The organism is Stenotrophomonas sp. FW305-C-20-S1, from assembly GCF_058783335.1.
Window position 1 is genome coordinate 1 of sequence record NZ_JBYTEK010000026.1, and the last position, 25,885, is coordinate 25,885.

At 65.2% G+C, this 25,885-nt stretch carries 22 protein-coding genes; 14 read left to right on the forward strand and 8 right to left on the reverse strand.

Features of this window, described 5'->3' with window-relative positions:
- Window positions 1–519: 519 nt before the first annotated feature.
- Both AC3WTC_RS14200 and AC3WTC_RS14205 read left to right on the forward strand, forming a co-directional pair.
- Window positions 520–2,223 (forward strand): proline--tRNA ligase, encoded by a 1,704-nt coding sequence (locus tag AC3WTC_RS14200; protein WP_492711705.1) that lies wholly within the window; start codon window positions 520–522, stop codon window positions 2,221–2,223.
- A gap of 223 nt (window positions 2,224–2,446) precedes the next feature.
- Entirely contained in the window at window positions 2,447–2,830 is a 384-nt protein-coding gene (locus AC3WTC_RS14205; RefSeq protein WP_492711707.1) for an H-NS histone family protein, read from the forward strand.
- Between the two features lie 132 nt (window positions 2,831–2,962).
- Here the strand turns inward: AC3WTC_RS14205 and AC3WTC_RS14210 are convergent, their stop codons facing one another.
- Window positions 2,963–4,222: a threonine/serine exporter family protein gene (locus AC3WTC_RS14210; protein WP_025878492.1), complete on the reverse strand. Its 1,260-nt coding sequence runs from the start codon at window positions 4,220–4,222 to the stop codon at window positions 2,963–2,965.
- Between the two features lie 92 nt (window positions 4,223–4,314).
- Here AC3WTC_RS14210 and AC3WTC_RS14215 point away from each other — a divergent pair, with 92 nt between their 5' ends.
- The 4 genes from AC3WTC_RS14215 to AC3WTC_RS14230 are packed head-to-tail and all read left to right on the forward strand — an operon-like array spanning window position 4,315 to window position 7,833.
- Window positions 4,315–5,436, forward strand: a complete 1,122-nt coding sequence (locus AC3WTC_RS14215) for an MlaE family ABC transporter permease (RefSeq protein WP_177177018.1) — start codon at window positions 4,315–4,317, stop codon at window positions 5,434–5,436.
- A 1-nt stretch (window position 5,437) separates the two neighbouring features.
- On the forward strand, window positions 5,438–6,265 hold the full coding sequence (locus tag AC3WTC_RS14220; protein WP_492711709.1) for an ABC transporter ATP-binding protein: 828 nt from the start codon (window positions 5,438–5,440) through the stop codon (window positions 6,263–6,265).
- Window positions 6,266–6,268: 3 nt separating this feature from the next.
- On the forward strand, window positions 6,269–7,195 hold the full coding sequence (locus AC3WTC_RS14225; RefSeq protein WP_025878489.1) for an MlaD family protein: 927 nt from the start codon (window positions 6,269–6,271) through the stop codon (window positions 7,193–7,195).
- A complete protein-coding gene (locus tag AC3WTC_RS14230; RefSeq protein WP_025878488.1) occupies window positions 7,192–7,833 on the forward strand; it encodes an ABC-type transport auxiliary lipoprotein family protein in 642 nt (213 codons plus the stop codon). The genes AC3WTC_RS14225 and AC3WTC_RS14230 overlap by 4 nt, the downstream gene beginning before the upstream one ends.
- 85 nt (window positions 7,834–7,918) lie before the next feature.
- On the opposite strand, the gene AC3WTC_RS14235 is transcribed toward AC3WTC_RS14230, so the two are convergent.
- The gene (locus AC3WTC_RS14235; RefSeq protein WP_025878487.1) at window positions 7,919–8,506 is read right to left on the reverse strand and encodes an alpha-ketoglutarate-dependent dioxygenase AlkB family protein; all 588 of its coding nucleotides are present in this window, start codon (window positions 8,504–8,506) and stop codon (window positions 7,919–7,921) included.
- 118 nt (window positions 8,507–8,624) lie between these two features.
- Between AC3WTC_RS14235 and AC3WTC_RS14240 the strand changes: the two genes are divergently transcribed.
- Window positions 8,625–10,682 (forward strand): glycoside hydrolase family 99-like domain-containing protein, encoded by a 2,058-nt coding sequence (locus AC3WTC_RS14240; RefSeq protein ID WP_088101609.1) that lies wholly within the window; start codon window positions 8,625–8,627, stop codon window positions 10,680–10,682.
- A 38-nt stretch (window positions 10,683–10,720) separates the two neighbouring features.
- Here the strand turns inward: AC3WTC_RS14240 and AC3WTC_RS14245 are convergent, their stop codons facing one another.
- Both AC3WTC_RS14245 and AC3WTC_RS14250 read right to left on the reverse strand, forming a co-directional pair.
- Window positions 10,721–11,353, reverse strand: a complete 633-nt coding sequence (locus AC3WTC_RS14245) for a CoA transferase subunit B (RefSeq protein WP_025878485.1) — start codon at window positions 11,351–11,353, stop codon at window positions 10,721–10,723.
- Window position 11,354: 1 nt separating this feature from the next.
- The gene (locus tag AC3WTC_RS14250; protein WP_492711712.1) at window positions 11,355–12,086 is read right to left on the reverse strand and encodes a CoA transferase subunit A; all 732 of its coding nucleotides are present in this window, start codon (window positions 12,084–12,086) and stop codon (window positions 11,355–11,357) included.
- Window positions 12,087–12,259: 173 nt separating this feature from the next.
- On the opposite strand from AC3WTC_RS14250, the gene AC3WTC_RS14255 reads away from it, so the two are divergent.
- The 3 genes from AC3WTC_RS14255 to AC3WTC_RS14265 all read left to right on the forward strand — a co-directional run bounded on the left by AC3WTC_RS14255 (window position 12,260) and on the right by AC3WTC_RS14265 (window position 17,741).
- Window positions 12,260–14,881 (forward strand): DEAD/DEAH box helicase, encoded by a 2,622-nt coding sequence (locus tag AC3WTC_RS14255; protein WP_492711714.1) that lies wholly within the window; start codon window positions 12,260–12,262, stop codon window positions 14,879–14,881.
- Window positions 14,882–14,976: 95 nt separating this feature from the next.
- On the forward strand, window positions 14,977–16,323 hold the full coding sequence (locus AC3WTC_RS14260; protein ID WP_279208416.1) for a phosphohexomutase domain-containing protein: 1,347 nt from the start codon (window positions 14,977–14,979) through the stop codon (window positions 16,321–16,323).
- 14 nt (window positions 16,324–16,337) lie between these two features.
- On the forward strand, window positions 16,338–17,741 hold the full coding sequence (locus AC3WTC_RS14265) for a mannose-1-phosphate guanylyltransferase/mannose-6-phosphate isomerase (protein ID WP_492711715.1): 1,404 nt from the start codon (window positions 16,338–16,340) through the stop codon (window positions 17,739–17,741).
- Window positions 17,742–17,862: 121 nt separating this feature from the next.
- On the opposite strand, the gene rfbD is transcribed toward AC3WTC_RS14265, so the two are convergent.
- From rfbD to rfbB, 4 genes are read right to left on the reverse strand one after another with little or no spacing between them, the layout of a single operon-like run.
- The gene (gene rfbD / locus AC3WTC_RS14270; RefSeq protein ID WP_492711716.1) at window positions 17,863–18,756 is read right to left on the reverse strand and encodes a dTDP-4-dehydrorhamnose reductase; all 894 of its coding nucleotides are present in this window, start codon (window positions 18,754–18,756) and stop codon (window positions 17,863–17,865) included.
- Window positions 18,753–19,310 (reverse strand): dTDP-4-dehydrorhamnose 3,5-epimerase, encoded by a 558-nt coding sequence (gene rfbC / locus AC3WTC_RS14275; protein WP_025878479.1) that lies wholly within the window; start codon window positions 19,308–19,310, stop codon window positions 18,753–18,755. The genes rfbD and rfbC overlap by 4 nt, the downstream gene beginning before the upstream one ends.
- Window positions 19,307–20,194: a glucose-1-phosphate thymidylyltransferase RfbA gene (gene rfbA, locus AC3WTC_RS14280; protein WP_025878478.1), complete on the reverse strand. Its 888-nt coding sequence runs from the start codon at window positions 20,192–20,194 to the stop codon at window positions 19,307–19,309. Before rfbA ends, rfbC begins: the two co-directional genes overlap by 4 nt.
- A gap of 14 nt (window positions 20,195–20,208) precedes the next feature.
- The gene (gene rfbB, locus AC3WTC_RS14285) at window positions 20,209–21,264 is read right to left on the reverse strand and encodes a dTDP-glucose 4,6-dehydratase (protein WP_431601560.1); all 1,056 of its coding nucleotides are present in this window, start codon (window positions 21,262–21,264) and stop codon (window positions 20,209–20,211) included.
- Between the two features lie 288 nt (window positions 21,265–21,552).
- Between rfbB and AC3WTC_RS14290 the strand changes: the two genes are divergently transcribed.
- The 4 genes from AC3WTC_RS14290 (at window position 21,553) to AC3WTC_RS14305 (ending at window position 25,849) form a co-directional block, all read left to right on the forward strand.
- Entirely contained in the window at window positions 21,553–22,299 is a 747-nt protein-coding gene (locus tag AC3WTC_RS14290; RefSeq protein WP_492711718.1) for an electron transfer flavoprotein subunit beta/FixA family protein, read from the forward strand.
- Window positions 22,299–23,237 (forward strand): electron transfer flavoprotein subunit alpha/FixB family protein, encoded by a 939-nt coding sequence (locus tag AC3WTC_RS14295; protein WP_492711719.1) that lies wholly within the window; start codon window positions 22,299–22,301, stop codon window positions 23,235–23,237. The genes AC3WTC_RS14290 and AC3WTC_RS14295 overlap by 1 nt, the downstream gene beginning before the upstream one ends.
- Before the next feature lie 59 nt (window positions 23,238–23,296).
- Window positions 23,297–23,680, forward strand: coding sequence for a GtrA family protein (locus AC3WTC_RS14300; RefSeq protein WP_492711720.1), 384 nt, complete (start codon window positions 23,297–23,299; stop codon window positions 23,678–23,680).
- Between the two features lie 396 nt (window positions 23,681–24,076).
- Window positions 24,077–25,849: an LTA synthase family protein gene (locus AC3WTC_RS14305; RefSeq protein WP_492711722.1), complete on the forward strand. Its 1,773-nt coding sequence runs from the start codon at window positions 24,077–24,079 to the stop codon at window positions 25,847–25,849.
- Window positions 25,850–25,885: the final 36 nt, after the last annotated feature.

Sequence of the window (25,885 nt, forward strand, 5' to 3'; positions counted from 1 at the left end):
TTGGCGGGGCGGTGTGGGTGGGCAGGACACGCCGTAAACCCATCCCTGGGGGCTCGATGGCGCCATCCATGGCGCCAACGGTCCTGCCCACCCACACCGCCCCGCCTTCGACAGGTTCCCGGTGACGGTGGGTTGATCCACGCCATGCGTGGATGAATCTCCATCGAAATCGAATATTTCGAAATCGGGACGAAAAAAACATCCACGCATGGCGTGGATCTACTGTCGACCAAGGTCGACACCTACCAATAGCAAGCCACGCCATCCAGATGGATTGCGGAAAACTGTCGAAGGCGGGGTGGGTCCGGTTGCGGGGGTGTCCGCGGCATGGATGCCGCGGCCAAGCCCCCACGGATGGGTTTACGGCGTCCCCCGCAACCGGACCCACCCCGCCATCCCACGGAATACCCGCTTTTGACGTTGACGTTGATTCGGCGGGTGCCGGGCGCAGCCCGGCCGATACCCCTCCCCCGGCCGGGCTGGCAGAATAGGTATCTCTGCCGTAATCCGAAGCCGACGATGCGCCTCTCCCAGTTCCACCTGCACACCACCAAGGAAACCCCCAGCGACGCCGAGCTGACCAGCCACCGGCTGATGCTGCGCGCGGGCATGATCCGCAAGCTCGCATCCGGCCTGTACACCTGGTCGCCGCTGGGCCTGCGCGTGCTGCGCAAGGTCGAACGCATCGTCCGCGAGGAAATGGACCGCGCCGGTGCCGTGGAATTCCAGATCCCGACCATCCAGCCGAAGGAACTGTGGGAGCAGACCGGCCGCTGGCAGAAATTCGGCCCGCAGCTGCTGAAGATCAAGGACCGCAAGGAACAGACCTTCTGCTACAGCCCCACCGCCGAGGAAGCGGCCTGCGATTTCGCGCGCAGCGAACTGTCCAGCTACAAGCAGCTGCCGGTGAACTTCTACCAGATCCAGACCAAGTTCCGCGACGAGATCCGTCCGCGCTTCGGTGTCATGCGTGCGCGCGAGTTCCTGATGAAGGACGCCTACTCGTTCCACCTGCACGACGAAGACCTCGTGCGTGAGTACGAAAACATGAAGGTGGCCTACAGCCGCATCTTCACCCGCCTGGGCCTGGACTTCCGCATGGTGCAGGCCGATTCCGGCGCGATCGGCGGTGACGCCTCGCAGGAATTCCACGTGATCGCCGACTCCGGTGAAGACGCGCTGGTGTTCTCCACCGGTTCGGACTACGCGGCCAACATGGAAGCGGCCATCGCCGCCGATCCGGCCGCGCGTGCTGCGGCCAGCGAAGCACTGCGCAAGGTCGAGACCCCGACCCAGAAGACCTGCGAAGACGTCGCCGCGCTGCTGAGCATCGATCTGCAGCGTACGGTGAAGTCGGTGGCGCTGATCGCCGGCGAAGGCGAGGCACAGCAGTTCGTGCTGGCGCTGGTACGTGGCGACCACGAGGTCAACGAAATCAAGCTGGGCAAGGTTGCTGGCCTGGACGAGCAGCGTTTCGCCAGCGAAGCAGAGATCGCCGAATACCTCGGCAGCGTGCCGGGCTTCCTTGGTCCGGTTGCACCGGCCAAGCCCATCCGCGTGGTCGCCGATCGCGAAGTGGCGGCGATGTCCGACTTCGTCGTCGGTGCCAATGAGGCCGGTTTCCATCTGGCCGGCGTCAACTGGGGCCGCGACCTGGCCGAACCGGAAGTGGCCGATATCCGCAACGTGCGCGCCGGTGATCGTGCGCTGGACGGCGGCGAGCTGAAAATCGCCCGCGGCATCGAAGTCGGCCACGTGTTCCAGCTGGGGCGCACCTATGCGAAGGCACTCGATGCCACCGTGCTGGACGAGAATGGCAAGGCCGCGGTGATGACGATGGGCTGCTACGGCATCGGTATTTCGCGTGTGGTCGCCGCGGCCATCGAGCAGAACCACGATGACGCCGGCATCATCTGGCCCGACGCGATGGCGCCGTGGCAGGTGGTGGTCTGCGTGATCAATCCGAAGGGCGACGCAGGCGTGGCCGATGCAGCTGCAGCTCTGCTGCAGGAGCTGCGCGATGCCGGCCTGGATGCCGCACTGGACGACCGCGGCCTGCGCCCGGGCGCGATGTTTGCCGACATGGAACTGATCGGCATCCCGCACCGCGTGGTGGTCAGCGAGCGCGGCCTGGCCGCAGGCACCTTCGAGTACCGCTCGCGTCGCGCGGCCGAAGCGGAGAGCCTGGACAAGGCCACCCTGCTGCAGCGCCTGCAGGGCTGATCGGAAAAGACCGGGGTATACCCCGGTCTTTTTTTTTGGCGGCTGGCCGCCCCGGGAAAACCGCAACGGACATAATCCGGTCAAAATGGTCGCAACCGGGCCAGCCAGCCGACAGACGGTGACCGCAACTGTTTGTGCTGGGATTAATTCATCATTACTCTGTCCTGCGACGCCACGGACCGGCTCGTCCCTGTCCCTAAATTAGTTTCTGGAGTAATCGTTGATGAGTATCGACCTGACCGGCCTGTCTGCACGTGAGCTGGGCGCATTGATCCGCACGGCCAAGAAGCAGCAGACCATCGTCGCCAAGCGTCGCCCGATCACCAAGGTGCGTGCCCAGCTGAGCAAGCTGGCCAAGACCGAGGGTTACACCATCGAGGAACTGTTCGGTGGTGAGCCCGCACCGCGCGCGCGCAAGGTCGCCAAGGCCGCCAAGGCCCCGTCCAAGGCTGCCGGCCGCAAGCTGGGCAAGGTTGCGCCGAAGTACCGCAACCCGGCCAACCCGAAGGAAACCTGGACCGGTCGTGGCAAGCAGCCGCGCTGGATGGCCGAGCTGACTGCCAAGGGCAGCAAGAAGCCGGAAGATTTCCTGATCAAGAAGGCCTGAGGCCGTCTGCAGCAGGAATGAAAAACGCCGGCGAAAGCCGGCGTTTTTTTTGGGGGTAGCGCCGGGCCATGCCCGGCGAGCGCAGCGGTTGGTTTCCCGATCCTCCGGGCATGGCCCGGCGCTACCGCCTGATCACAGCGTCTTGCGCGCCGGCATCAGCAGGTTGCCGAACAGCAGGCCGGCGACCAGCGCCATCACCACGTTCAACACGGTCAGGAACACGCTCTGGCCGGCGCCCACGTCCTGTTGCTGGACCAGGGTCAGCACGCCGCGCAGGCTGGTGCTGCCGGGCACCATCATGATGATGCCCGGCAGGCGGATGATCGCACCGGGGCGGCCGACCACGCGCCCGAACAGGTTGCCGCCGGCGGTCAGCAGCATCGCCGACAGAAAGATGCCGGCCGGCGTCCCCCAGGCATGACCACCAAATTTGGAGATCGCGTAGCCGGCCACCGAGGCGGCGATCACCCACGGATAGTCGCGGCGGTTGGCCTTGAACAACATCGCAAAGGCGAACGCCGCCGTCAGCAGCGAGCCCCACTCCACCCACGGCCCCTGTGGCCGCGAGGCACGGATCATCGGGTCCAGCCCCAGCACATCGGCCAGGGTCACCGCGATCATCGCGCCGACACTGAGCTTCATGATCGTGGTCAACGCGCCGGCAAAGCGCGCGGTGCCGGACACCCAGTGCTGGCTGGCCAGTTCATTGACCGCATTGGTCAGTGACATGCCCGGCAGCAGCACCACCAGCGAGGCGATGATCACCGTGTTGAGATTCAGGGCACCCACGAACGTGGCAACCACGGTGGCGACCAGGCCGGCCAGCAGCGCCGCCAGCGCTTCGGCCGCTTCCCGGCTGGCCGGACGCTTGTCGGTGACCATGCCGAGCAGGCCGATCAACAGGCCGATGACGCCGGCGGTGGCGATGTCCAGCCACGGCAGCTTCCACATGCCCGCCACGCCGGCCGCACCGAGGGTGAAGGACAGGATGGTGCGCAGCTTGCCGCGCCGGCCCGGATCCTTGTCCAGCTGGCGCAGCGCGGTGTGGCCCTGGGCAATGCTCATGCGGCCATTGGCCACTTCTTCGGCGATCCCGTCAGCCACGCTGAGCTTGTGCAGGTCGTTCTCGCCGGGCGCCAAGCGGATCACCCGGGTGATGTCGCTGGAGCCGATGGCCTGCGCCGGATCGCTGAAACTGAGGATGATGCCGGTGGGGTTCGACCACGGTTCACAATCCAGATCGAGCTGCCGGGCCAAGGCAACCACCGCCGCTTCCAGGCGCTGGGCCGTTGTGCCGTAGCTGTGCAGGCGGCCGGCGATCTCGGAAACGAAGGCCACCCGCTGCGCGTAGGTGGCCTGGGGCGTGGGGATCGTGTGAGCGTCTGCGGACATGCGCCGTAGTATTACCTACGTCAGGCTCTGCTGGAGAAATTCATCCTGGTTCGACGCGACGTGCAATTCAGAACGGTTATGCTGCGACCCGAATGGCCCCCATGACCCCGACCCACGCCCCCCAGCTCGAACAGGACGCTCAGGATCCGGGATTGATCCGGCTGTCCGGCCACTGGACCCTGAAGACCGCGCTGGCCGCGGCCGAAGTGCTGCGTGGCGTTCCGGACAAGCTGACCGGCATCGACGCCACAGGCATCGAGCTGCTCGACTCCGCCGGCGTGCTGCAGGTGCTGCGCGTCGCCCATCGCGCTGACCTCAGCGAAGACGCGTTGCAGTTCCGCCCGGACCACCAGGCGCTGGTGTGCACCATTGAGGAAGTAGCCGACGACCGCCCGAAGCCGAAGCGTGACTTCGGCGTACTGGCGGCACTGGAGCGGCTGGGTGTCAGCGTCCATGCCACCGGCCACAACATCAAGGCACTGTGCAGCTTCCTCGGCGAGAACCTGGTCAAGGGTGCGCGCCTGGTCAAGGAGCCCCGACGTTTCCGCCTGACCGCGACCGTGCACCAGATGGAACAGGTCGGGCTGGATGCGGTGCCGCTGGTGGCGCTGCTGTCCTATCTGGTCGGCGCGGTGATCGCCTTCCTCGGTTCGACCATCCTGCGCGACTTCGGTGCGGAGATCTATGTGGTCGAACTGGTGAACATCGCCTTCCTGCGCGAATTCGCCGTGCTGCTGACCGCGATCGTGCTGGCCGGCCGCACCGCCAGTGCCTTCACCGCGCAGATCGGTGCGATGAAGGCACGCGAGGAAATCGATGCGATGCGCACCCTGGGGCTCGATCCCATCGACCTGCTGGTACTGCCGCGCCTGGTCGCGCTGCTGTTGACCCTGCCGCTGCTGACCTTCATCGCGATGGTCGCAGGCCTGGCCGGCGGCATCACCGTCGGCGCGTTCGACCTGGACATCCCGCCGCAGATGTACATCGCGCGCATGCACGAAACGATGGAAGTGCGGCACATGCTGGTGGGCCTGTCCAAGGCGCCGGTGTTCGCGCTGGTGATCGGCCTGATCGGCTGCCTGGAAGGCCTGAAGGTGGAAGGCACCGCGCAGTCGGTCGGCGAACGCACCACCTCCAGCGTGGTGCAGACGATCTCGCTGGTGATCATCATCGACGCCTTCGCGGCGTTGTGGTTCATGCACATGGACTGGTGACATGACTACGCATCCGACCCCCGAAGACGTGCCCATGCAGGACGACGACGGCCACGACCTGGCCATCCGCGTGCGCGGGCTGGTCAACCGCTTTGGCAGCCAGACCGTGCATGAAGGGCTGGACCTGGACGTGCGACGTGGCGAGATCCTTGGCGTGGTGGGCGGCTCGGGTACCGGCAAATCGGTGCTGATGCGCTCGATCCTCGGGCTGCGCGTGCCGGATGAAGGGCGGATCGAGGTACTCGGCCGCGATGCGCGCGCCGACGATCCCGAGAGCCGCCTGCATATCGAGCGCAACACCGGCGTGCTGTTCCAGGACGGCGCCCTGTTCTCGTCGCTGACCGTCGGCGAGAACGTGCAGGTGCCACTGAAGGAACACCACCGCGAACTGCCCGAGCGCTGGCATTACGAACTGGCACTGCTGAAGGTGAAACTGGCCGGCCTGCCCGCCGATGCCATCAACAAGCTGCCCTCGCAGCTGTCCGGCGGCATGCGCAAGCGCGCCGGCCTGGCACGTGCGCTGGCGCTGGATCCACCCCTGCTGTTCCTGGATGAGCCCACCGCCGGCCTGGACCCGATCGGTGCGGCGGCGTTCGATCGCCTGATCAAGACGTTGCAGGAGGCGCTGGGGCTGACCGTGTTCCTGATCACCCACGACCTGGACACGCTGTATGCGATCTGCGACCGGGTGGCGGTCATCGCCGACCGCAAGGTGGTGGCCAATGCGCCGCTGCCGGAAATCGAGAGACTGGATCATCCGTGGATCCAGGAATACTTCCACGGACCCCGCGCGCGCGCCGCGCGTGGCGAACAGATCGAGAGTGCCTGAGCCATGGAAACAAAAGCCAACTACGTGCTGATCGGCGCGTTCACCCTGATCACCGGCCTGGCCCTGCTGGCCTTCGGCCTGTGGGCCGCCAAGTACTCCTCCGACCGCACCTGGCAGGAATACCGGGTGGTGTTCCGCGAAGCGGTGACCGGCCTGTCGGTCGGCAGCCCGGTGCAGTACAACGGCATCGCGGTGGGCTCGATCACCGAACTGAACCTGGTACCGGATGACCCGCGCCAGGTGGTCGCGCGCATCCGCCTGAACTCGACCACGCCGGTCAAGACCGATACCCGCGCCAAGCTGGCGATCACCAGCCTGACCGGCCCGTCGATCATCCAGCTCAGCGGCGGCACGCCGCAGTCGCCGGCGCTGACCACGGTCAACAAGGACCCGGCACCGATCATCCCGACCACGCCGTCGGCGCTGCAGAACATCACCGACGTGGCCAACCGCATCGTCGAGCGCATGGACCAGATCCTCAGCGACCGCAACGTCGCCTCGATCAACGCCACCCTGGCCAACCTGGAAACCATCAGTGGCGGCCTGGCCGACCGTGACCAAGGCACGCAGTCGCTGCTGCTCAGCGCGCGCGATGCCGCGCGCAGCCTGGACGCCACCCTGAAGACCACCAACGGCACCATCGAGCGCCTGGACAAGAACCTGGTACAGCAGCTGCCGGGCATCATCGACAAGCTCGACGCCACCTTGGCCAAGCTTGATTCGGCGGCCGGCAATGCCGATTCGATCCTTGGCGAGAACCGCGCCGCCATCAACAGCTTCGCCAATGACGGCCTGGGCCAGCTCGGCCCGACCCTGGGTGAACTGCGTGGCCTGATCCGCGACCTGCGCCGGGTCAGCGACCGCCTCGAGAACAATCCCGCACGCTACCTGCTCGGCCGCGACGCCCCGAAGGAGTTCGAACCCAAATGAGCCCGACCACCCTTCCGCGCCTGTTGCTGGCAACGTCGCTGGCCACCCTGCTGGGTGGCTGCTCGATCCTCGGCAGCGGCGACAAGAACCCCGTCACCCTGTATTCGCCGGCCGTGCAGGTCAAGGTCGACCCCAGCTGGCCGCAGGCCGACTGGCAGCTGGTGCTGGCCAAGCCCAGCGCCGCGCGCATGGTCGACAGCCCGCGCATCAACGTACGGCCGACGCCGTCGGAGCTGGAGATCTACAAGGGCGCCAGCTGGGCACAGCCGGCCACCGACATGATCGAAGACACCCTGCTGCGCGGCTTCGAGGATTCCGGCCGCATCCACGGCGTGGCCCGCGTTGCCGCCGGCATCCGCGCCGACTACAAGCTGTCCACCGACATCCGTCGCTTCGAATCGGATTACCAGGGCCAGGCAACGCCGACGGTCGTCATCGAGATCAACGCCAAGCTGATCGACGTCACCAACCAGCGCGTGGTCGCCGACCGCACCTTCCGCCAGTTGCAGCCGGTGGGCAGCACCGATGTGTCGGCAGTGGCAGCGGCGTTCGAGCGTGGCCTGCAGCAGGTGGCGCAGGACGTGGTGGGCTGGACGCTGACCAGCGGGCAGAATGACAAGCAGGCGCTGAAGCGCTGAGGTTGCCCGTTTCGCACGCCGGGCATGGCCCGGCGCTACCACCACCTGTTCCTGGTAGCGCCGGGCCATGCCCGGCGAACCCCGGTCAACGCGGATGGATCCAGCGGAACGTCAGGTTGATGCGTTCGCCCTGCACCCGCGCCATCTTCGGCAGCGCGTGCTGGTAGTGGCGCTGGGTGGCGCCGCCCATCAGCAGCAGGTCGCCATGACCGAGCAGGAATTCCGCCTTGCGCGTGGTGTCATCGCGGCGGCGCAGCAGGAACCGCCGCGCTGCGCCGAGGCTCAACGAAGCGATCAGCGGCGCCGGCCCCAGCTCGGGCTCGTCATCGCTGTGCCAGCCCATGTAGTCGGTGCCGCCGCGATAGCGGTTGAGCAGTACGCTGTTGAATCGACCGACGCCCTCGGCCTGTAGCCGGTCGCGCAGCGCGGACAGCCGTGGCGGCCACGGATGCGGCACGAACTCGGTACCTGAATAGCGATAACGTGCCTGCGGATCGCCGATCCAGCAGCTCAAGCGTGGTGAATCCACCCAGTTGCCGAACATGCGGATGCGGTGGGTTTCCCACGGGATTTCGGCTTGCAGGGCCTGCTGCAGGGCATCAGCCTGCCCGCCAGGCAACCAGCTTGGCAAATGGCGGACGTCAGCGTCGGGAATGTCGGTCGGGAACAGCATCCCCCCACGCTAGCACGGCCATGTTTGCCGCCATGGCCGCCAACGCCGAAAATGGGGGCATGATCGATGCTCTCCATGCGATGCCGGGTTTCCGTTCCCCCTTTCCGGAACGCGTCCGATGACCAACAGCCGCTTGCGTCAGGCGCTGTTCCCGCTGCTGCGTGCAGCTTTCCGGGCGTTGCCGCTGTCGCAGGGGCAGCGTGACCGTTTGCGCACCCGCCTTCTGGCCCGCCATGGCGACTGGGTGCCGCCACCGCCCAAAGGACAGCAGAACGCTGGTGGACCGAGCGCCGCTGCGCAGCTGCGTTGGCGTGCGGACGAGCCCGCGATCGGCCACGTTGCCTGGCGCGAGGGCACGCTGCCCTCGCCGCTGCCGGCAACGCTGGTGGCGTTCTACCTGCCGCAGTTCCACACGTTTGCGGAAAACGATGCCTGGTGGGGCAAGGGCTTTACCGAATGGCGCAACGTCACCCGCGCTCTGCCGCAGTTCGAAGGCCATGTGCAGCCACGCCTGCCTGCCGATCTGGGTTTCTACGACCTGCGCAATCCGCAGGTGATGCGTGACCAGGCGCGCCTCGCGACCGAATACGGTATCGGCGCGTTCTGCTTCTACTACTACTGGTTCAGCGGCCGCACGCTGATGGAAGACCCGCTGCGCCATTGGCTGGACGACGACAGCATCGACCTGCCGTTCTGCCTGTGCTGGGCCAACGAGAACTGGGCACGCCGCTGGGACGGGCGCGACGATGACATCCTGATCGGCCAGCAGCACAGCGCCGAAGACGATCTGGCCTTCATCGCCCACATCGCGCCCTATCTGCGTGACCGTCGCGCCCTGAAGGTCGACGGTCGGCCGATGTTGCTGGTGTACCGGCCGCATCTGCTGCCCGATGCACGGGCCACCGCCGACCGTTGGCGCCGCTGGTGCCGCGAGAATGGCGTGGGCGAGGTCCATCTGGCCTACGTTCAAGGCTTTGAACGCCCCGACCCCCGTGACATCGGATTCGACGCTGCCGTCGAATTCCCTCCAAACATGAGCAACCCTTCTTCGCTGTCGGCACAGCAATGGCTGCTCAATCCCGATTTCAACGGCGACGTGCGCGATTGGCGTGAACTCGCGGCCGAGATTGGCGCCCGCCCGTTGCCGGACTATCCGCTGTATCCGGGCGTGAACCCGGGCTGGGACAACGAAGCCAGGCGCTCCGGCCGCGGCCGGGTCTACCTGCATGCATCGCCACGCGGCTACCGCGACTGGCTGCGCACCACGGTGCATCAGCGGCTGTCGGCAGTACCGGCAAAGCAGCGCATGGTCTTCATCAACGCCTGGAACGAATGGGCCGAGGGCGCCGTGCTGGAGCCGGATGCACGGTTGGGTCATGCATGGCTGCAGGCTACCCGCGATGCGCTGTCACCGGCCGCCGAACCGATCCAGCAGCCGGCGGTCCATCTCCATGCCTGGTACCTGGAGACACTCCCCGAGGTCCTGTCCGCACTGCGCGATGCAGCACTGCCGTGGCGGATCGTGGTCACTACTCCGGCCCAGCAGGTGGACGCCGTGCAGCAGGCACTTGTTGCACATGGCCTGCAGGGCGAGGTCATGGCTGTGGACAACCATGGCCGGGACATCCTGCCGTTCCTTGAAGTGGCTGAACTGCTGCAGGGCCAACACGATGTGATCCTGAAGCTGCATACGAAACGTTCCAGCCATCGCTCCAATGGCGATCAGTGGCGGCAGGAACTGCTGCAGCGCCTCGTGCAGGACGGCCGAGCCGCGCGCATCCACGCCGCGTTCCAGGCCGATCCCGGACTGGGCATGGTCGTCGCCGAAGGCCACCTTCTGCCGGTTGCCCAGTACGTTGGAGGCAATGGTCCGGCGCTGCAACGGCTGCAGGTGCGGCTCGGCCTGCACGCTGCGGCAGGCGACGGCCGGTTCGGTGCCGGCAGCATGGGCTGGTGGCGGCTGCAGGCCCTGCGCCCGCTGCTGGACGCGCACCTGTATCGAAGCAACTTCGATGCTGAGCACGGCCAGATAGATGGGACGCTGGCCCACGCCGTTGAACGCGTGTTCGGTACATGCTGTGAACACGCCGGACTACGGGTGGCGACAGCGGCCGCGTGCGTTGGTGAGCCCGACGCCAGCGGTAGCGAAGAATATGCCTACGCCCAACGCGGCTGATCGACAGGAGGCACCTGGCGCCTCCTGTCACTGCTCAATCAGGCGCGCTTGAACGCGACGCCGGTCTTTTCCTTCAACTCATCCTCGCCCACACCCGCCGCAGTCTCCACCAGCACCAGACCGTCATCGGTCACATCGAATACCGCCAGGTCGGTGATGATGCGGTCGACCACGCCCACACCGGTCAGCGGCAGCGTGCATTCGGCCAGGATCTTGTGCTCGCCGTTCCTGGCGGTGTGCTCCATCAGCACCACCACGCGCTGCACGCCGGCCACCAGGTCCATCGCACCGCCCATGCCCTTGACCATCTTGCCTGGCACCATCCAGTTGGCCAGGTCGCCTTTGTCGGTCACCTGCATTGCACCGAGGATGGCCAGGTTGACGTGGCCACCGCGGATCATCGCAAAGCTGTCATGGCTGCCGAAGTAGCTGGCGCCCGCACGTGCGGTGACGGTCTGCTTGCCGGCATTGATCAGGTCGGCGTCCACCTCGGCCTCGGTGGGGAACGGACCGATGCCCAGCAGGCCGTTTTCCGACTGCAGCCACACGTCCACGCCTTCGGGAATGTGGTTGGCCACCAGCGTCGGCAGGCCGATGCCCAGGTTCACGTAGGCGCCATCGGTCAGCTCACGCGCAGCGCGCGCCGCCATCTCATCGCGGGTCCATGCCATGTCAGTTGCCCTCCGCACGGATGGTGCGCTGTTCGATACGTTTTTCAGGGGTGGGGTTGTGCACGATGCGGTGCACATAGATGCCCGGCAGGTGCACCTGGTCCGGATCGATGCTGCCGACCGGCACCACCTCCTCCACTTCCACGATGCAGACCTTGCCGGCCATTGCACAGGCCGGGTTGAAGTTGCGCGCGGTCTTGCGGAACACCAGGTTGCCGGCCTCGTCGGCTTTCCAGGCCTTGACCAGGGCAACGTCGGCGCGCAGCGCGGTTTCCATCACATAGTGCTTGCCATCGAACTCGCGGATTTCCTTGCCCTCGGCGACCACGGTGCCGTAACCGGTGGCGGTGAAGAACGCCGGGATACCCGCCCCGCCGGCACGCAGGCGCTCGGCCAGGGTGCCCTGCGGATTGAATTCCAGCTCCAGCTCGCCGGCCAGGAACTGCCGTTCGAATTCCTTGTTCTCGCCCACGTACGACGAAATCATCTTGCTGATCTGCCGGGTTTCCAGCAGCTGGCCCAGGCCGAAGCCATCGACGCCGGCGTTGTTGGAGATCACGGTCAGGCCCTTGGCGCCACTGTCGCGCAACGCGGCGATCAGTGCCTCGGGGATGCCGCACAGGCCAAAGCCCCCCACGGCCAGGGTCTGGCCATCGGCGACCACGCCCTGCAGGGCCTGCGCCGCAGAGGCGAAACGCTTGCTGCGCGTGCCGCTGGAAGTTGATTGCTGCATCTCTACTGCCCTACCCGGTGAGAATGCCGCCATTCTAGCGGCACACCCGTTACCGGCTGGGATGCGCCGCAGCATGAACCGGCATGCCGGGCTGCCAATCCGTAGAATGTTCCCTTTCCCGCTTGCGGTGCCCTTGGCAACGCGTGCTGTAGATGGAGAGGACAGGACGACGCATGGCCGAAGTATTCACCGGAGGGGAACTGTCCCGCTGGCTGGATGCCGGGACGCTGGAAAAGGGCAACCACCACGTGTCGGCAGTGCGCGAGCTGCGCTACCGGTCACCGCTGCTGACCGCCCAGGTCGAGGGCTGGCAGGTGGCGATCGACCTGGATGCCAGCGCCCGCACCCCGCACAGCCCCCTGCAGAGTCGCTGCACCTGCCCGGCTGGCACGCACTGCGAGCATGTCGCCGCGGTGTTGCTGGCCGCACTGCAGAACTCACTGGAGGGTGAACCGGGTTCGCTGCGTGCGGCCGCCGATCCGATACTGCCTACCCTGCAGATCCAGGCGATGACACCGATCCTGCATCTGCACAGCATGGAATACCGACCTGCCTGGCTCACCGAACGTGACCCCTCGCAATGGCTCGACGTCGCCACCGTCGCGTTCGAGTACGACGAACACGTGCGTTTTCTCGACGACCCCTCGCTGTTCGTGCACGACGCCGAGGGCCAGCTCTACCTGCTGCCGCGTGACCTGGCCGGGGAGGCACGGCGCGAGGCTGAACTGCACAGCGTCCACCTGCACCGCGAGCGGCAACCGCGCATCGTGCTGGACGGCGGCGGCCCGTTGTTCGAGCTGCGCAGTTTCGACTGGACCCGCTTCCTGCTGGAGGATGTGCTGCGGCTGGAAGCGCTGGGCTGGAAGATCGAGACTGACGACGCCTTCCGCCACCGCATCACCCGGGTGGAGGACATCGACCTGGATGTCCGGTCGGTGTCCGCTGACAGCAACGAGCTCGACCTGGCCCTGACCATCGACGTCGATGGCCGCAGCATTGCGCTGGTTCCGCTGCTGCAGGGTGTGCTGCAGTCCGATCCGCGCTGGCTGCGCGGCCAGCTGGATGCCATTGGCGATGACGAGAATGTATTGCTGACGACGGCAGACAATGAACGTCTTGCCCTGCGGGCAGCGCGGCTGAAGCCGGTGATCGCGCTGCTTGCGGATCTGTTCGGCGACCGTGGGCAACCGCTGCGCCTGCAGGCGCATGATCGCGGCCGCCTGCAGGCCCTGCAGGACGCTGCGCAGTTACGGCTGCACAGCAGCAACGATACCCGTGCACGCGTGCAGCGCCTGCTGGACGCCCCGGCGATGAGCGCTGTCCCAGCGCCCCAGGGTTTGCGCGCGACGCTGCGCAGCTACCAGCTTGAAGGCCTGTCCTGGCTGCAGTACCTGCGCCAGCAGGGCCTGGGCGGCGTGCTGGCCGATGACATGGGCCTGGGCAAGACACTGCAGACCCTGGCCCATCTGCTGCTTGAAAAGCAGAGTGGCCGCCTGGACAAGCCGGCGCTGGTGGTCGTGCCAACCTCGTTGCTGCACAACTGGCAGAGCGAAGCGGCGCGCTTCACCCCGGATCTGCGTGTACTGACCCTGCACGGCCCCGCACGTGACACGCAGTTCGACGCCATTGCCGCCCATGATCTGATACTCACCACCTATCCCCTGCTGTGGCGCGACGAACCGGCGCTGCAGGCCCATTCCTATCACCTGCTGATCCTGGACGAGGCACAGCAGGTGAAGAATCCCAGATCGCGCGCAGCGGCCACGCTGCGCACGCTGCAGGCGCGTCATCGCCTGTGCCTGACCGGCACCCCGCTGGAGAACCATCTGGGCGAGCTGTGGACGCAGTTCGACTTCCTGCTGCCCGGCCTGCTCGGCAGCGAAAAACAGTTCAACCAGCACTGGCGCCATCCCATCGAACGCGGCAGCGACCAGCGGCGTGCTCAGCTGCTGGCCCAGCGGCTGCGACCTTTCATCCTGCGCCGGCGCAAGGACCAGGTCGCTTCCGAGCTTCCACCGAAGACGGTCATCACCCGCACCGTGGCAATGGAAGGCGCCCAGCGCGATCTGTACGAAGCCGTGCGTGCGGCGATGGAAAAGCAGGTCCGCGATGCGATCAACGGCAGCGGGCTGGCGCGCAATCACATCGTGGTACTGGACGCGTTGCTGAAGCTGCGCCAGGTCTGCTGCGATCCGCGCCTGCTGCCAGGCGAGACACCCGCGCGCGCTGCCGGTTCGGCCAAGCTGGACTTGCTGCGCGAGATGTTGCCTGCCATGGTCGAGGAAGGGCGGCGCATCCTGCTGTTCTCGCAGTTCACCGGCATGCTGGCGTTGATCGGCCAGGCCCTGCGGGAACTCAGCCTGCCCTACGTGCAGCTCACCGGCGATACCCAGGACCGGGTCACGCCCGTGCAGCGCTTCATGCAGGGCGAGGTTCCCGTGTTCCTGATCAGCCTGAAGGCCGGTGGCGTGGGCCTGAACCTGACCGCTGCCGACACCGTCATCCACTTCGATCCCTGGTGGAATCCGGCCGCCGAGAACCAGGCCACCGACCGTGCCCATCGCATCGGCCAGGACCAGCCGGTGTTCGTCTACAAGCTGATCACCGCCGGCAGCGTCGAGGAACGGATCGCCGAGCTGCAGCAGCGCAAGGCCGACCTGGCCGACGCGATCCTGGAGGGCAGTGCCGGCACAGGCCCACGTTTCGACGCAGCCGACCTTGAGGCCCTGCTGTCTCCCCTGCCCGGCGCGCCGGCCAAACGCGCGGCAGGCAGACGCAGGGCCACCCACACGTGACCACTCGGCGGTCAGGCAGCGTTGGGTCTATGGAAACGATTCCCATACAAGGCTGGGATTACACTAGCCAACTGATCTGACAAAGGATTCCAGCGATGCCCCTGCCCGCCTTCAAGGCTTATGACATCCGCGGCCGTGTGCCGGAAGAACTGAACGAAGACCTCGCCCGGCGGATCGGCGTGGCCTTGGCCGATCAGTTGTCACCCGGGCCAGTGGTGGTGGGGCACGACGTCCGCCTGACCAGTCCGGCGCTGCAGGATGCCCTGGCAGCCGGCCTGCGCGGCGCGGGCCGGGAAGTGATCGACATCGGCCTGTGCGGCACCGAGGAAGTCTATTTCCAGACCGACCATCGCGGTGCAGCGGGCGGTGTGATGGTTACCGCCAGCCACAACCCGATGGACTACAACGGCATGAAGCTGGTCAAGGAGAACGCCCGGCCGATCAGTTCCGATACCGGCCTGTTCGCGATCTCCGATGCCGTGGCAGCCGACAGCGCAACACCGCAGCCGCCGACCGCAGGCCAACGCAGCGAGCACGACAAGAGCGCCTACATCCAGCATCTGCTGTCCTATGTGGACAGCACCAAGCTCAAGCCCCTCAAGCTGGTGGTCAACGCAGGCAATGGGGGCGCCGGCGCCATCGTCGACCTGCTCTCACCGCACCTGCCGTTCGAGTTCATCCGCATCTGCCACGAACCCGATGGCAGCTTCCCCAACGGCATTCCCAATCCGCTGCTGCAGGAGAACCGCGCCGCCACGGCCGAGGCGGTCCGCGAGCACGGCGCCGACTTCGGCATTGCCTGGGATGGCGATTTCGACCGCTGCTTCTTCTTCGACCACAACGGGCGCTTCATCGAGGGCTATTACCTCGTCGGCCTGCTGGCCAAGGCGGCGCTGGACCGTAACCCGGGTGGCAAGATCGTGCATGACCCACGCCTGGTCTGGAACACCGTGGAGATGGTCGAACAGGCGGGTGGTGTGCCGGTGCTGTGCAAGAGCGGCCATGCCTTCATCAAGGAGAAGATGCGCGCAGAGGACGCGGTGTATGGCGGCGAAATGAGTGCCCATCACTACTTCCGCGAATTCGCCTATGCCGACTCGGGCATGATCCCTTGGCTGCTGATCGCCCAGCTCATTTCCGAAAGCGGCCGTTCGCTGGCCGACTGGGTTGAAGACCGCATGGCCGCCTATCCGTGCAGCGGCGAAATCAACTTCAAGGTCAGCGATGCGAAGGCGTCCGTGGCCCGCGTGATGGAACACTTCGCCGCGCAGTCGCCGGCGCTGGACCATACCGATGGCATCAGTGCCGACTTCGGCGACTGGCGCTTCAACCTGCGCAGTTCCAACACCGAGCCGCTGCTGCGCTTGAACGTGGAATCGCGTGGGGATGCGGCGCTGATGCAGGCACGCACCGATGAAATCGCCACGCTGTTGAAGGCCTGAGCGGAGATGTTCCGATGAACACCGTCCAGCCCGTGATCCTCTCCGGTGGTTCCGGCACCCGTCTGTGGCCGCTCTCGCGCGAAGCGTATCCCAAGCAGTTCCTGCCCTTGGCCGGTCAGCTGACGATGCTGCAGGCGACCTGGCGGCGCGTGGCGCCCATTGCCAGCCGTGGCCCGCTGGTCATTGCCAATGAGGAACATCGCTTCGTTGCGGCCGAACAACTGCAGCAGGTCGGCGCCGAGCCCGCGGCGATCATTCTTGAGCCGGTCGGCCGCAACACCGCCCCGGCCATTGCCGTTGCCGCGCTTGAGGCGACCCGCGATGGCAACGATGCACTGCTGCTGGTACTGCCCTCCGACCACGTGATCACCGACGAAGCCGCGTTCCGCGCTGCGGTGCAGGCTGCTGCCGGCGCCGCTGAAACCGGCAAGCTGGTCACCTTCGGTATCGTGCCGACCGGCCCGGAAACCGGCTACGGCTACATCAAGGCCGCCGACGGCCAAGGCGTGCGCGCGGTTGAGCGTTTCGTCGAAAAGCCCGATCTGGACACCGCCACCGGCTACGTGGCCAGCGGCCAGTACTACTGGAACAGCGGCATGTTCCTGTTCAAGGCCTCGCGTTACCTGCAGGAGCTGGAACGCCTGCAGCCGGCCATGTTGTCGGCCTGCCGCGACGCATGGCAGAGCGCACGCCGCGATGCCGATTTCACCCGGTTGGACAAGGACGCATTCACTGCCGTGCCGTCCGATTCGATCGATTACGCCGTGATGGAAAAGACCGCCGATGCAGTGGTGGTGCCGTTGGATGCCGGCTGGAACGATGTCGGCTCCTGGACCGCACTGCGCGATGTATCGCAGCAGGACGGCGACGGCAATGCGCACCAGGGTGATGTGATCGCCATCGACTGCCGCAACACCTATGCCTACGGCCAACGCCTGGTGGCGATGGTCGGGCTGGATGATGTGATCGTGGTCGAGACCGACGACGCGGTGCTGGTCGGCAAGGCCGACCGCATGCAGGAGGTCAAGACGGTGGTGGCGAAGCTGAAGGCTGACGGCCGCAGCGAAGCGACCTGGCACCGCAAGGTCTACCGCCCGTGGGGAGCCTACGATTCAATCGACAACGGCGAGCGTTTCCAGGTCAAGCGGATCACGGTCAAGCCCGGCGGTACGCTGAGCCTGCAGATGCACCACCACCGTGCCGAGCACTGGATCGTGGTCAGCGGCACCGCCGAAGTCACCCGTGGCGACGAGGTGATCCTGCTGAGCGAAAACCAGAGCACCTACATCCCGCTGGGCGTGACCCATCGCCTGCGCAACCCTGGCAAGCTGCCGCTGGAACTGATCGAGGTGCAGTCCGGCAGTTACCTCGGCGAGGATGACATCGTGCGGTTCGAGGATACCTACGGGCGGAGTTGACCCTACGCCCTGCGGTGGGTGCCAACCGTTGGTCGGGGCCGACGCCCACCGTTGGTCGGGGCCGGCGCCCACCGTTGGTCGGGGTGGGTGCCGACCGTTGGTCGGCACGTCGCCTACCGGGTCAGGCAATCTCAGCCATGACCCGCTTCAGGCCGTCCTGCCACGTTGGCAGCGCGATGCCAAAGTCCTGCTGCAGCTTGCGGTTGTCGAGCACCGACCATGCGGGACGCTTGGCCGGGGTCGGGTATTCGGAACTGGGGATGGCTTCAACCGACGGCACCTTGGCCAGCACGCCCGTCGCCAGTGCTTCAGCGAAAATCGCTTCGGCAAAGCCATGCCAGCTGGTCTGGCCCGACGCCGTCAGATGCCACGTTCCCGACAGCGCGCCCGGATGCTGCAGCGCCTGCACGGTGACATCCGCGATCAATGCCGCCGGCGTCGGCGTGCCGATCTGGTCGGCCACCACACGCAGCTGATCGCGCTCAGCGCCCACCCGCAGCATCGTGCGCAGGAAATTTGCGCCGTGCGAGGCATACACCCATGCCGTGCGGAAGATCAGATGACGGCCGCCCGCAGCGCGCACGGCGTCTTCGCCATCACGCTTGCTGGTGCCATAGACCCCCAGCGGCGCGGTCGGTTCATTCTCGCGGTACGGAGCCGTGCCCTGCCCATCGAACACATAGTCGGTGGAGTAATGCACGAACGGCACGCCATGCGCCGCACACCAGCGCGCGATCACGCCCGGCGCCTGCGCGTTGGCCGCAAAGGCGGCGTCGACCTCCTGTTCGGCACGGTCGACGGCGGTGTAGGCGGCCGCATTGACCACGATCGACGGTTGCAGCCGGTCAAGCAGCGCCGGCAGGCTGTCAGGCTGGCCGAAATCGGCGGTTTCGCAGGCGCTGCCATCGGGCAGGACGCCGCTGCGGGTGGTCGCAACCACCTTGCCCAGCGGTGCCAGCGCGCGCAGCAGCTCCTGGCCGACCTGACCGTTGCCGCCGAATACCAGAACGGTCATGGCACGTAGACCGGCAGGCGGTCTTCAGCAATGTCCTTCAGGAAGGGAGCGTTCTCGTCCTTGGCCGACAGCGTCGGTGCACTGACCGGCCAGTCCACGCCGATATCGGCGTCATTCCAGCGCACGCCGGCATCGAAGTCCTTGAGGTAGACCTCGGTGCACAGGTAACTGAACACCGCGCGTTCGGACAGCACCGCGAAACCATGCGCGAAACCTTCCGGAATCCAGAACTGCTTCTTGTTTTCCGCGCTCAGCACCACCGCTTCCCACTGACCGAAGGTCGGCGAACCGCGGCGGATGTCCACAGCCACGTCGTAGACCTCGCCTTCCAGCACGCTGACCAGCTTGCCCTGCGGGCGCGGCCACTGGTAATGCAGGCCGCGCAGCACGCCCTGCGCCGAGGTGGAAACATTGCTCTGCACGAAGCGATCCGGCAGGCCCAGCGCTGCGAAGCGCTCGGCATTCCAGGTTTCGAAGAAATAACCACGGGCATCGCCGAACACGGCCGGCTCGATCACCACGCAGCCGGGCAACTTGGTTTCAATCACTTTCACGGAACGACTCCACGCAGGGCGAGCTTGTGCAGGTACTGGCCGTAGCCATTCTTGATCAGCGGTGCAGCCAGCGCTTCCAACTGCTCGGCGCTGATCCAGCCTTGGCCGAAGGCGATTTCCTCGGGGCAGCAGACCTGTAGGCCCTGGCGGGTCTGGATCGTCTCGATGAAGTTGGACGCTTCCAGCAGCGACTGGTGGGTACCCGTATCCAGCCACGCGTAGCCGCGGCCGAGCGCCTCCAGATGCAGGTTGCCTTCACGCAGGTAGCGCTGGTTCAGATCAGTGATCTCCAGCTCGCCGCGCGGCGACGGCTTCAGCTCGGCCGCATGGTGGCTGGCATTGCCGTCGTAGAAATACAGGCCGGTCACGGCATAGTTGGAACGCGGGTTCTCCGGCTTCTCCACCAGGTCGACCACCTTTCCAGACTTGTCGAACTCGGCAACGCCGTAACGCTCCGGATCATTGACCCAGTAGCCGAACACCGTCGCGCCGTGGTCGCGCTGATCGGCATTGCGCAGCACCTCGCGCAGGCCATGGCCGTGGAAGATGTTGTCACCCAGCACCAGGCAGCTCGGCTTGCCGGCCACGAAATCGCGGCCGATCAGGTACGCCTGGGCCAGGCCATCAGGGCTCGGCTGCACGGCGTACTGGATGTCCATGCCCCACTGCGAGCCATCGCCCAGCAACTGCTGGAACAAGGCCTGTTCGTGCGGGGTATTGATGATCAGCACTTCACGGATGCCCGCCAGCATCAGCACGCTGAGCGGGTAATAGATCATCGGCTTGTCATACACCGGCAGCAGCTGCTTGCTGACGCCCTTGGTGATCGGGTACAGCCGGGTGCCGGAGCCGCCGGCGAGGATGATGCCCTTGCGTTGGGTCATGTCGTGTCCTTGGTTCAGGCCGCGGTGCCGATGCGCTGCAGGCGATAACTGCCGTCGAGCACGCCGTTCACCCATTCCTGGTTGTCCAGGTACCAGTCGACGGTGAAGCCGATGCCCTGTTCAAAGGTGTAGGCCGGTTCCCAGCCCAGGTCGTTCTTCAGCTTCGAGGCATCGATCGCGTAACGGCGGTCATGGCCCGGGCGGTCGGCAACGTAGGTGATCTGGCTGCTGCGCGGCTCGCCGTCCGCACGCGGGCGGCGCTGGTCCAGCAGCGCGCAGATCGCCTGCACCACTTCGATGTTCTGCTTTTCGGAGTTGCCGCCGACGTTGTAGGTCTCGCCCACCTGGCCCTTGGCCAGCACGGTACGGATCGCTTCGCAATGGTCGGACACGAACAGCCAATCACGCACCTGCTTGCCATCGCCGTACACCGGCAGCGGCTCGCCGGCCAGCGCCTTGGCGATCACCAGCGGGATCAGCTTCTCCGGGAAGTGGTACGGACCGTAGTTGTTGGAGCAGTTGGTGGTCAGCACCGGCAGCCCGTAGGTATGGTGGAACGCACGCACAAGGTGGTCCGAGGCGGCCTTGGACGCCGAGTACGGCGAGTTCGGGGCATACGGCGTGGTTTCGCTGAACTTGCCGGTCTCGCCCAGGGTGCCGTACACCTCGTCGGTGGAGACATGGAGGAAGCGGAAGGCCGCGCCCTGATCGGCCGGCAGCGCCTTCCAGTAATCGCGCACGGCCTCGAGCAGGCCGAGAGTGCCGACGACATTGGTCTGGATGAACGCGCCTGGGCCGTCGATGGAACGGTCGACGTGGCTTTCGGCCGCGAAGTTCAGCACCGCATCGGGCTGGTGCTCGGCCAGCAGGCGGGCAACCAGCGCACTGTCGCCGATGTCGCCCTGCACGAACACGTGGTTGGGATTGCCGTCCAGGCTGGACAGGGTCTTCAGGTTGCCGGCGTAGGTCAGCACATCGAGGTTGATGACCTTGACGCCGCGTGCGACGGCCTCGAGAACGAAGTTACCGCCAATGAATCCGGCGCCGCCGGTGACAAGCCATGTGGGCACTACCTGTTCTCCTGATGATGATTCGCGGGACAGGGCCCTCGTGGCCCCGACAATGCAACTTGAAAGGATACAACGCAGTTCCTGTAGCGGGCGATCACACAGGTGAACTGGCGCCCACTGGATTGCTGCATCGCACCAGGAAACAAGTAGACCATACGCATTCGCATGGTTGCCCCAAGCCAGCTAGAATCGGGGTCCCACCCCCGAACCGGTTGCTGTTGCAGGACCGGACGTTCTCCAGCAAATGCGAGCCGGCCAGCGACCGGCACTACAAGGATCTCGTACCAGATGAAAATCCTCGTCGCGTACAAGCGCGTGGTGGACTACAACGTCCGCATTCAGGTCAAGCCGGACGGCTCCGGCGTGGTCACCGATGGCGTCAAGCTGTCTCCCAATCCCTTCGATGAAATCGCCCTGGAAGAGGCCCTGCGCCTGCGCGACAAGGGCATCGCCAGCGAAGTCGTGGTGGCCACCATCGCCCCGGCCGACGCCCAGGCGCACCTGCGCAACGGCCTGGCCATGGGCGCCAATCGCGCCATTCACGTGGTCACCGACCAGGCCATCCAGCCGCTGACCGCCGCCCGCACCCTGCTCAAGCTGGTCGAGAAGGAACAGCCGGACCTGGTGATCCTGGGCAAGCAGGCCATCGACGACGACGCCAACCAGACCGGCCAGATGCTGGCCACGCTCTGGGGCCGTCCGCAGGCGACTTTCGCCAGCAAGCTTGAGATTGCCGATGGCAAGGCCATGGTGACCCGCGAGGTCGACGCCGGCCTGGAAACGCTGGAAGTGGACCTGCCGGCCGTGGTCACCACCGACCTGCGCCTGAACGAGCCGCGCTTCATCAAGCTGCCCGACATCATGAAGGCCAAGGCCAAGCCGCTGGAAACCCTGCAGCTGGCCGACCTCGGCGTGGACGCCGCCGACACCTTCAAGACCACCCAGTACGCCGCACCGTCCAAGCGCAGCAAGGGCGTGATGGTCAAGGACGCGGCCGAACTGGTTGCCGCACTCAAGCAGAAGGGGTTGCTGTAATGAGCAGGATTCTCGTCATCGCCGAGCACCACGACGGCAAGCTCAACGCCGCTACCGCCAAGACCGTCAGCGCGGCCGCCGCCATTTCCGGCGCCAGCATTGACGTGCTGGTGCTGGCCGCCGACCCGACCGCCGTTGCGGCTGAAGCGGCCAGGATCGCCGGCATCGCCAAGGTCCTGACCGTGGCCAATGCCGCCAACGCGCAGGCGCTGGCCCAGGTACTGGCCCCGCAGATCGCGCAGCTGGCCAAGGGCTACACCCACGTGTTCGGCCCGTCGACCACCTTCGGCAAGGACCTGATGCCGTGCGTGGCCGCCCTGCTCGGCGTCAACCAGGTCTCCGACCTGATGGCCGTCGAAGGCAGCCACACCTTCAAGCGCCCGATCTACGCCGGCAACGCCATCATCACTGTCGAAGTCCCGGCCGACCAGATCGTGGTCGCTACCGTGCGTGCCGCGTCGTGGCCGGAAGCCGCCCAGGGCGGCAGTGCCTCGGTTGAAGCCGCCAGCGTCGATGCCACCCTGCCCGTCCACACCCGCTTCGTCGGCCTGGCCGCCGGCGCCAGCGACCGCCCGGACCTGCAGAGCGCCAAGCGCGTGGTCTCCGGTGGCCGTGGTGTTGGTTCGGAAGAGAACTTCAAGGTCATCTTCCAGCTGGCCGACAAGCTCGGCGCCGCCGTGGGTGCCTCGCGCGCCGCCGTGGATGCCGGCTATGTGCCCAGCGACCTGCAGGTCGGCCAGACCGGCAAGATCATCTCGCCGGAGCTGTATGTGGCCGTCGGCATCAGCGGCGCCATCCAGCACCTGACGGGCATCAAGGATGCTGGCACGATCGTGGCGATCAACAAGGATGCGGATTCGCCGATCTTTGAAATTGCCGATATCGGCCTGGTCGGGGATCTGTTTGCGATCCTGCCGGAGCTGGAAAAGGCGCTCTGAGTCTCAAAGGCTGAAGGCCAGGGTATCACTCGATACCCTGGCCCCCGCCTGGAAACCCCATGAAACAACGACTTCTCCGTTTCCTGATTTCCGGCGGCTCGGCCGCTGCAGTCGAATATGCCGTGTTCATTACCCTGCAGATGGCGCTCAGCGACAAATGGCTTTTCGCCAATCAGTCGCTGAGTTTCGCCTGCGGGTTCGTGGTGAGTTTCCTGCTGAATCGCCACTGGGTGTTCCAAAGCTACGGCCACATGGGAAGCGAGCTTTTCAAGTACGGCATCGTTGCGACAATAAATCTCGCCGCCGGCAATCTGGCAATCTTCCTGCTGGTTGGCCCAGCAGATATCCATCCGCTGATCGCGAAGTTCCTGGTAATGGGAATGATCGCGGCGTGGAATTATCTTATTTTCTCGCGACTGGTTTTCAGGAAGCCGGCCATCTAGCGCGTGCTTGGCCTGCGGAAGTTGCAACGAAAAATGCAGACTGCATGCGCATGCAAAAGCCCGTAACGAGAACACTGCGTTCCGACGTCGAAGGCCAGCATCTGGAGATGCTGGCCTTTTTCCTTGCAGGGATACGAAAAAGCGTCCTCAGTGAATTGTTTCCGCCACGATCAGCAAAGTAACAAATGTTCGACGCCGAAATGTATCCCTGAGTATCGAAAGAAGTCACAAGGCAACTAGCCTTCATACGTTCACCAATGTGCAAACGGCGTGACGAACGCCGTATGATTGGAGCTGGCATGGAAGCCCATTGCTGCAGATCAGCCTCCAATGCTTTTTTCCACATTCTAGAGAGGCAACGAGGAAGGATTCCTTGGAGATTCTTCCGTTTGGCTGATGAGCATCAATATCCTGAATATCTCGCGACGATTCCCCGCATGGGGAACCTGCGTCGCAGCGTTGCTGACCGGCGTCCTGCTGTTGCGGATGAGCCGCTATTACGCTCCCGCGGATCTCCTGTACCTGTCCACCAGCTTCCTGTTGGAGTTGGTATTGATCGATCTGGTAACTCACTTGGCACTCGGCGTGCGCAACAGGCTACTGCGGGTTCTGGCCTTGGCGTTTCCGGCAACCGCAGGCATTGTCTACGTTGCCCAGCTTTACTCAGCCTGGCTTTCCGGGGGGCTGATTCCACCTATTGCCTTCGCGAATCAGGAAGTGGCGGGCCTGATCGCATTCAACGGCGTGTACGCGATGCTGGGCGCATATCTACTCGCCTTCATCTCTTTTGCGATCATCCATCGTGCCGACCAACCACGCTTCAGCCTCCGCACTTCATTGGCATGCCTGGCCGTGGCTGCGACTGCCTATACAGGCATGGTCCACGACCAACCCCCGGCGCGCGGGATCGTCGTGGCACGCGGCGAGGCCCCGGTGACGTCGTTCCTGCGCGCCTATTCCATCTTCGCCGGCATGAATGGCCGTGCCCAGCTCACTGCAACGGAACTGCTGGGAGCACGAGCCGAATTCTCAAGGAAAAAGATCTACCAACAGGGATTCCCGGCCGAGATCACGGCAAGCCTGCCAGCAAAACCGAACGTCATCGTCATCTTCACCGAAGGCATGTCAGCCCGCTGGATGGATACCTATGACAGCGCGCATGCGGGCGTGACCCCCAACCTGGATCGCCTGGCCGGCGGTTCGCTGGTTGTCTCCAACTATTACAACCATACGGCCGCCACGTTCCGCGGTCTGCGCGGGCAGCTGACTTCAGGCCATCAGGAAATCGATGGCTACAACGCCGAAGGTACTGGCATCGGCCAGCGCGACGTCTCAGCGGACGTTACCGCGATTTCCCGCGCCAGCATCGCGGATGTACTTCGCGCACAGGGCTACAACAGCATGTTCTTCCTGTCGCAGCAGGAGTACATCAACAAGATGATCGAGACCCTGGGCTTCGACCGCGTACTGGGTCGCGACTACCTGTATGAAACCCACGTTCGCAAGGGCGCACAGGAGGCACGACCGAAGTACCTGTCCGACACCCAGTTGTTCGACAGCATGCTATCGGAACTGGAGGCGCAGCCGGCCGACAAGCCGTTCTTTGCCGCCGCGTACAATTTCCAGACCCATGCGTTCCTGGACGGGGAAAGCAGATACGGCAAGGGCGACAACATCGTCCTCAATCGCTTCCATACATACGACCGGGATATTGGCCACTTCATTGAGCGCTTCATGGCCAGCCGGCTCCACGAGAACACCATGCTCGTGATCACCGCGGATCATTCCACCTTCCCGGGCCCGAATGCAGTGGCCGCGGACAGCCGAGTGCAAGGCTACTTCGTGGACAAGATCCCGTTCCTGATCTACTGGAAGGGCGTGGAGCATCGTACCATCGATGCAGCTGGCAAGAATTCTCTTGATCTGGCGCCTTCGTTGCTGAGCCTGCTGAACGTGCAGGATGCGCACAACCTGTTCCTGGGCTGCACGATATTCGAGCAGTGCGCGCTGGACCGCGTCTCCAACATCGGGATCGAATACATCCTGACCGATGCCAAGGGCTCCTATTCGGAGTACTACGTTCCCGCAGAACAGAAGGCTCATTACGAACAGTCACGGGACACCATCGAGCGCTACAAATCGATGGACCTGATCATCGATACCCGATGACCGGCATTCCGGAGCACCTGGAGGTGCTCCGGATCC

Excerpts from the sequence above, each read along its gene's own strand:
- AC3WTC_RS14200 (WP_492711705.1), top strand. The coding sequence starts at position 520 with ATGCGCCTCTCCCAGTTCCACCTGCACACCACCAAGGAAACCCCCAGC.
- AC3WTC_RS14205 (WP_492711707.1), top strand. The coding sequence starts at position 2,447 with ATGAGTATCGACCTGACCGGCCTGTCTGCACGTGAGCTGGGCGCATTG.
- AC3WTC_RS14210 (WP_025878492.1), bottom strand. The coding sequence starts at position 4,222 with ATGTCCGCAGACGCTCACACGATCCCCACGCCCCAGGCCACCTACGCG.
- AC3WTC_RS14215 (WP_177177018.1), top strand. The coding sequence starts at position 4,315 with ATGGCCCCCATGACCCCGACCCACGCCCCCCAGCTCGAACAGGACGCT.
- AC3WTC_RS14220 (WP_492711709.1), top strand. The coding sequence starts at position 5,438 with ATGACTACGCATCCGACCCCCGAAGACGTGCCCATGCAGGACGACGAC.
- AC3WTC_RS14225 (WP_025878489.1), top strand. The coding sequence starts at position 6,269 with ATGGAAACAAAAGCCAACTACGTGCTGATCGGCGCGTTCACCCTGATC.
- AC3WTC_RS14230 (WP_025878488.1), top strand. The coding sequence starts at position 7,192 with ATGAGCCCGACCACCCTTCCGCGCCTGTTGCTGGCAACGTCGCTGGCC.
- AC3WTC_RS14235 (WP_025878487.1), bottom strand. The coding sequence starts at position 8,506 with ATGCTGTTCCCGACCGACATTCCCGACGCTGACGTCCGCCATTTGCCA.
- AC3WTC_RS14240 (WP_088101609.1), top strand. The coding sequence starts at position 8,625 with ATGACCAACAGCCGCTTGCGTCAGGCGCTGTTCCCGCTGCTGCGTGCA.
- AC3WTC_RS14245 (WP_025878485.1), bottom strand. The coding sequence starts at position 11,353 with ATGGCATGGACCCGCGATGAGATGGCGGCGCGCGCTGCGCGTGAGCTG.
- AC3WTC_RS14250 (WP_492711712.1), bottom strand. The coding sequence starts at position 12,086 with ATGCAGCAATCAACTTCCAGCGGCACGCGCAGCAAGCGTTTCGCCTCT.
- AC3WTC_RS14255 (WP_492711714.1), top strand. The coding sequence starts at position 12,260 with ATGGCCGAAGTATTCACCGGAGGGGAACTGTCCCGCTGGCTGGATGCC.
- AC3WTC_RS14260 (WP_279208416.1), top strand. The coding sequence starts at position 14,977 with ATGCCCCTGCCCGCCTTCAAGGCTTATGACATCCGCGGCCGTGTGCCG.
- AC3WTC_RS14265 (WP_492711715.1), top strand. The coding sequence starts at position 16,338 with ATGAACACCGTCCAGCCCGTGATCCTCTCCGGTGGTTCCGGCACCCGT.
- rfbD (WP_492711716.1), bottom strand. The coding sequence starts at position 18,756 with ATGACCGTTCTGGTATTCGGCGGCAACGGTCAGGTCGGCCAGGAGCTG.
- rfbA (WP_025878478.1), bottom strand. The coding sequence starts at position 20,194 with ATGACCCAACGCAAGGGCATCATCCTCGCCGGCGGCTCCGGCACCCGG.
- AC3WTC_RS14290 (WP_492711718.1), top strand. The coding sequence starts at position 21,553 with ATGAAAATCCTCGTCGCGTACAAGCGCGTGGTGGACTACAACGTCCGC.
- AC3WTC_RS14295 (WP_492711719.1), top strand. The coding sequence starts at position 22,299 with ATGAGCAGGATTCTCGTCATCGCCGAGCACCACGACGGCAAGCTCAAC.
- AC3WTC_RS14300 (WP_492711720.1), top strand. The coding sequence starts at position 23,297 with ATGAAACAACGACTTCTCCGTTTCCTGATTTCCGGCGGCTCGGCCGCT.
- AC3WTC_RS14305 (WP_492711722.1), top strand. The coding sequence starts at position 24,077 with ATGAGCATCAATATCCTGAATATCTCGCGACGATTCCCCGCATGGGGA.